At 65.3% G+C, this 5,413-nt stretch carries 8 protein-coding genes; 3 read left to right on the top strand and 5 right to left on the bottom strand.

Annotated elements, in window-relative coordinates:
• A partial coding sequence (gene ubiG, locus EOA32_RS32555; RefSeq protein ID WP_128373921.1) for a bifunctional 2-polyprenyl-6-hydroxyphenol methylase/3-demethylubiquinol 3-O-methyltransferase UbiG occupies positions 1–661 on the top strand: 661 nt, incomplete at its 5' end.
• 15 nt (positions 662–676) lie between these two features.
• Here ubiG and EOA32_RS32550 read toward each other — a convergent pair.
• Complete coding sequence (locus tag EOA32_RS32550; protein WP_128373920.1) at positions 677–1,591, bottom strand: DMT family transporter; 915 nt, start codon at positions 1,589–1,591, stop codon at positions 677–679.
• A gap of 102 nt (positions 1,592–1,693) precedes the next feature.
• Here EOA32_RS32550 and EOA32_RS32545 point away from each other — a divergent pair, with 102 nt between their 5' ends.
• On the top strand, positions 1,694–2,209 hold the full coding sequence (locus tag EOA32_RS32545; protein ID WP_128373919.1) for a MarR family transcriptional regulator: 516 nt from the start codon (positions 1,694–1,696) through the stop codon (positions 2,207–2,209).
• Here the strand turns inward: EOA32_RS32545 and EOA32_RS32540 are convergent.
• The 4 genes from EOA32_RS32540 to EOA32_RS32525 all read right to left on the bottom strand — a co-directional run bounded on the left by EOA32_RS32540 (position 2,172) and on the right by EOA32_RS32525 (position 4,603).
• Positions 2,172–2,597 carry a DUF1178 family protein gene (locus EOA32_RS32540; RefSeq protein WP_066990107.1) on the bottom strand — a complete coding sequence of 142 codons (426 nt, stop codon included), beginning with the start codon at positions 2,595–2,597 and terminating at the stop codon, positions 2,172–2,174. The two genes, EOA32_RS32545 and EOA32_RS32540, sit on opposite strands and share 38 nt — an antisense overlap.
• On the bottom strand, positions 2,594–3,454 hold the full coding sequence (locus tag EOA32_RS32535; RefSeq protein WP_128373918.1) for a carbon-nitrogen hydrolase family protein: 861 nt from the start codon (positions 3,452–3,454) through the stop codon (positions 2,594–2,596). The genes EOA32_RS32540 and EOA32_RS32535 overlap by 4 nt, the downstream gene beginning before the upstream one ends.
• A 2-nt stretch (positions 3,455–3,456) precedes the next feature.
• Positions 3,457–3,726 (bottom strand): glutaredoxin 3, encoded by a 270-nt coding sequence (grxC, locus tag EOA32_RS32530; protein WP_095779375.1) that lies wholly within the window; start codon positions 3,724–3,726, stop codon positions 3,457–3,459.
• A gap of 76 nt (positions 3,727–3,802) precedes the next feature.
• Complete coding sequence (locus EOA32_RS32525; RefSeq protein WP_128373922.1) at positions 3,803–4,603, bottom strand: ComF family protein; 801 nt, start codon at positions 4,601–4,603, stop codon at positions 3,803–3,805.
• 64 nt (positions 4,604–4,667) lie between these two features.
• Between EOA32_RS32525 and EOA32_RS32520 the strand changes: the two genes are divergently transcribed.
• On the top strand, positions 4,668–5,413 hold a 746-nt coding region (locus tag EOA32_RS32520; protein ID WP_128373917.1), incomplete at its 3' end, for a methyltransferase domain-containing protein.

The raw sequence follows: 5,413 nt of genomic DNA, 5'->3' as shown, positions 1-5,413 counted from the left end.
GTTCCGGCCGCTGCACAAGTTCAACCCTGTGCGGCTTGCCTATATCCGCGACCAGGTGGCGGCGCGCTTCGGCCGCGATCCGCGCGCGGCAAGGCCATTCGAGGGACTGCGCTTCCTCGACATCGGCTGCGGCGGCGGGCTCTTATGCGAACCGATGGCGCGGCTTGGCGCGGAAGTGGTCGGTGCCGACGCCTCGGCCACCAACATCGAGGTCGCTAAGCTGCACGCGGCCGAAGCCGGCGTAAATGTCGACTATCGCGCCACCACGGCCGAGGCGCTGGCCGACGCCGGCGAGACATTCGACGTCATCCTCAACATGGAGGTGGTCGAGCATGTCGCCGATGTCGATCTCTTCGTCGCCAAATGCAGCGAGATGGTCCGGCCCGGCGGCATCATGTTCGTCGCCACCATCAACCGCACGCTGAAGGCGCTTGGTCTTGCCATCATCGGCGCCGAATATGTTCTGCGCTGGCTGCCGCGCGGCACACATCAGTTCGGCAAGCTGGTGCGGCCGGAGGAGTTGGCAAAGGCGCTTGGCGCGGCGGGGCTGACCATCGTCGACCGGACCGGCGTGATCTATCATCCGTTGGCCGACCGCTGGCAGAAATCCAGGGACATGGACGTCAACTACATGGTGCTGGCCGAAAAAGCCTCGGTCTGAGGGCCAACGAAGCGTTTACGCCGCCTGCCTTTGCAGCTTCGGGTTTGGCTGGCTCTGCGCCTTGGTAGTGATGAGCACGCCGGCGGTGATGATGGCCGCGCCCAGCCAGGTCAGCAGCTGATAATGCTCGCGGAGGAAGATCGTGCCGGCAAAGAGCCCGACCGCCGCCGCCACATAGCCGATCTGGCTGAGATAGACCGGCCCGCCGACCGCCTGCAGCCGGAAGAAGAAGGCAAACATCGCCGATGCCGACGCCACCTGTGCGGCGACCACCAGCGGCACGCCGCCGAGCGGAGCAAATGCCTGCCAGCCGAGCAGCGTCAGGATGCCGATGAGAAGCAAGGTTGCCGACGCCAGATGGCTGCCGACGGCGAGCTCGATCGGACCGGTGTCCTCGGGCCAGTCGATGGTGCGGTAGATGTTGCCGGCGGCGAGGCTGACGGGGATGAGAAGGCCGACCGCCACCCAGAAATATTCGGCCGGCTGGCCGGCCTCCCCACGCGTAAGCGCGACCATCACCGCGCCGATAAAACCAACGATAATGCCGATGACGCCGAGCAGGTTCGGTCGCCGCACCCCAAGCAGGATCGAGAACACCAGCGTGATGACCGGCGACAGCGTGAACATGATGCCCGTGTAACCCGCGCCGAGATGCGGGATGGCCGAGAACATCAGCAAGTTGGGAAAGGCGTAGGAAATGGCTGCGGTGATGAAGAAATAGCGCAACTTGTGCGCCGTGAGCCGGATGCGCTGACCGAGCAGCAGAAGCGATATCAGCAACACGCCGCCCGCGCCGAACGAGATCACGAAAGCCCAGACCATTGCCGGGGCACCGGCCGCCGTTGCCAGCTTGCCGAAGGGGAGCGTCATGCCAAGCAATCCGCCGGTGACGATCAGAAGACCCAGTGCGGAGTCCCAGAGCAATTTCATCTGCGTGATCCTGTGGCTTCAGGGCCAAGCTTGGCGGCCGCTCCAACTTGGGATAATATAGCGTAAAGATTCTCAATGTCAAGATACTTTACGGTGAGGCACATGGACCGTGCGGCAAGAGCGATGGAGCAATGGCGCAAGGAACGGCCGGACCTCGACGTCTCGCCGATGGGAGTGATCGGGCGGTTGAACGAAGCGTCCGCGCTGATCGCGCGCGACCGGCTCGCGCCGCTCTTTGCCCGTTTCGGCCTGCAGCAGGGCGAATTCGACGTGTTGGCCACGCTTCGCCGCTCCGGCGCGCCTCACGCGCTGACGCCGACCGAACTCTACGAGGCGACGATGGTGACCTCCGGAGCAATGACCGCCCGGCTCGACCGGCTGGAAAAGGCGGGCCTGATCCAGCGCGCGCCGCATCCCAGCGATCGCCGCGGCGTTGTGGTGCAACTCACCTCGAAAGGCCTCGAACTCATCGATGAGGCCCTTACCGCCCACGTCGCGAATGAGCATGAAATCCTCGCCGGGTTGGCGCCAGAGGACCGGAAAATGCTCGCGACACTGCTGAAAAAGCTGATCGGAACTCTTAGTTCCGGTCCTCCGGAAAGCTCGGGATCGGCATGAATTCGACGCCGTCCTCGGCGAGGCTTTTCGCCTCGTCCGGCGTGGCCTCGCCATAAATGCCGCGCGGATCGGTCTCGCCGAAATGGATCTTGCGCGCTTCCTCGGCGAACTTGTCGCCGACATAGTCGGCATTCTCGCGCACCTTGTCGGCGAGCGCCTTGAGCTGTGCCAGCGCCTGTTTCTGCGCGTCGCCCATGGCCAGCGCCATCTTCTCCTGCTTGCGTGAGGTGGAGACGGCCGGCGCCATCAGCGCCTTCTCGACCTTGTGCGAGCCGCAGATCGGGCAATCGACGAAACCGCGTTTCTTCTGCGTGCCAAAGTCGTCATTGCTGCGGAACCAGGCTTCGAATTCGTGCTCGTGTTCACAGATGAGCGAAAAACGGATCAAGAGGCTGCACCCCTGAGACGCGGCGCCTCGCCGGCATTGACGGTGAAATCCCGCGCGTTCTTGAGATTGGGAATCTTGCGACGCGCCGCAAGAGACTGCGCCGGGTCGATCTCGGCGACGATCACTGCGGGCTCATCATGCGCGGCCTCGGCGATGATGCGTCCCCACGGATCGACGATCAGCGAATGGCCGTAAGTCTCGCGGCCGTCCTCGTGCAGGCCGCCCTGCGCGGCCGCGATGAGATAGGCGCCGTTCTCGATCGCGCGTGCCCTGAGCAGCACGTGCCAGTGCGCCTCGCCGGTCTGGCGGGTGAAGGCCGCAGGCACCGAAAGCACCTGAGCCCCCGCCAGCGCTTCGGCACGGAATAGCTGCGGGAAGCGCAGATCGTAGCAGACGGCAAAGCCCAGCTTCACGCCGTTGATCTCGGTGACGACGCCCTCTGTTCCCGGCTCGTAGGAGGCGGATTCGCGCCAGCTCTCGCCGTTGTCGAGGTCGACATCGAACATGTGGATCTTGTCGTAATTGGCGATCATGGCGCCATCGGGCGCGAACAGGAACGCCCGGTTGGCGAGCTTGCCGTCGGCGCGCAGGATGGCCGTCGAGCCGACATGCAGGAAAATGCTGAGTTCCTGCGCAAGTTTCCGCGCCGTCGAAACGACGACGTCCTTGTCTTGGCTGGTGAAAGCGGCGGCACCCGCCTGCTTGTCGCGGATGAGCGCGCCGGTCATTTCCGGCGTCTGCACGTAGGTGGCGCCCTGCTGTGCAGCCTCGCGGACCAGCCTTTCCATATCAGCCGCGTTGCGCTCCGGGCTGGTGCCCGAACGCATCTGCACCGCCGCCGCCTTGAAAACACCCATGATCAAACCCTCACCCCGTTGGCAAGCAACACGTCCAGCCGGCCCTCGGACTCCAATTCATGGAGGTCGTCGCAGCCGCCGACATGCGTGTCGCCGATGAAAATCTGCGGAAAAGTGGTGCGCCCATGCGCCCGCGAAATCATTTCCTGGCGCAATTCCGGCGAGAACGACGCGTCATGCTCGGTATAGGCTACACCCTTGCGCTCGAGCAACCGCTTGGCGGCGGTGCAATAGCCGCACATCATCCGGGTATAGATCGTCACATCAACCATCGATCAGCAATCCTGCCTGTGCCCATCGCCCAACGGTTATGCGAAACCGACATGCACCAAAACAACAACTTATGCCCTATATAGTTGCAGACTCATCGGCCCGGAAGTCCCCCGGCAGGACGCGGGCAAAGGTCAGCACGTCGACCGCTCCGGCGCCGCCTTTCTTCAGCGCCTTGGCCACCGACCGCACCGTGGCGCCGGTGGTGAAGACGTCGTCGATGACGAGCACCCTTCGGCCGGCGATCTCGATTTCCGCCTCGGGCCGGACGCGGAAGGCGGCGCGCACATTCTCCTCGCGTTCGTGCCGCTCCAGCCCGACCTGCTGGCGGGTGAGTTTTACGCGCCTCACCGCAGCCGGCGCGAAAGGCAGGCCGCTCAGCTTCGAAACCGCCCGTGCCAGCTCCGCCGACTGGTTGAACTGCCGCCGGAAGAAGCGTCGCCAATGCAGCGGCACCGGGACCACGACATCGGCTTCAGCGATCAGTTCGGCGCCGGCGCGCATCATCCAGCGCGCCATCCAAGGCGCGAGATCGGTGCGATCCTGGTATTTCAGCCCTTGCACCATCTGGCGCGCGACCCCTGAATAGACGACCGCCGCCCGCGCCCGCTCGAAAGGCGGCGGATCGGCGATCGCTTCGGCGGAAAGAAAACCGTCGTCCATGTCATGCGTGAACGGCGTGCCCATAACCGGACACCAAGGCTTCTCCAGCAGCCGAAGCTTCGGCCAGCAGGCGCCGCACAGCACGCCAGGCTGCGAGACGTGGCGGCGGCAGCCGGCACAGACCGGCGGAAACAACAGGCGCGCCGGCCAGCCCAGAGCCTGCCGCGCCATGTCCTTCATCGCAATGGTCTTGATCTTGCGCACCGGATCGGCCACGTGAAGCGAAACCCCGCGCCACCATAGCATCGGTCCGGCATGCGCCGACAACAGGAATAACCCATTGCAGCCTTTGATCGACACGGAGCTCTGGCTTGCGCACAAGCGCCGGGCGCTGATGCACCCGGTCGACGGAGCCGATTTCCTGATGCGGCGGGCAGCGGAGGACCTTGCCGACCGGCTGGGCGCCGTCGAGCGCAAATTCGGCAAGGCGGCGGCGCTGTTTTGCCAGACATCGGCTGCGGCCAGGGTGCTCGCCGGCAGCGGCAAGGTGGCCGACACAGTGCGCGTGGAAACAGACGGTGCCTTCCTTACCGGAGAAGCCGGCATCGTCGCCCCGGTGGAGACCGTGCCGTTCGAGGCGGAGAGCCTCGATCTTGTCGTCTCGCTGCTGTCGCTGCAGGCGATGAACGACATCCCCGGCGTGCTGGCGCAGATCCGCCGCGCGCTGAAGCCCGACGGGCTGTTCCTCGGCGCTTTGGCCGGTGCCGGCACGCTTTCCGAGTTGCGCGAGAGCCTGCTTGCCGCCGAGACCGAGCTTTACGGTGGCGCGAGCCCTCGCGTCCTGCCGTTCACCGATGTGCGCGACGCCGGCGCGCTGCTGCAGCGGGCCGGCCTGGCGCTGCCGGTCGCCGACGTGGAGACGGTCACGGTGCGCTACGATTCGCTGTTCGGGCTTGCCGCCGACCTGCGCGCCATGGGCGAGACCAGCCCGCTTTTGGACCGCAGCCGGCGTCCGGCCACCCGGCGGCTGTTCGCCCGCGCCGCCGAAATTTATGGCGATCGGTTTTCCGACCCGGACATCCACAC

This window comes from Mesorhizobium sp. M1A.F.Ca.ET.072.01.1.1 (genome assembly GCF_004023325.1).
Lineage (GTDB): Bacteria > Pseudomonadota > Alphaproteobacteria > Rhizobiales > Rhizobiaceae > Mesorhizobium.
The sequence above is the reverse complement of the archived record's forward strand: the minus strand, read 5'-3'. Positions and strand labels throughout refer to the sequence as shown.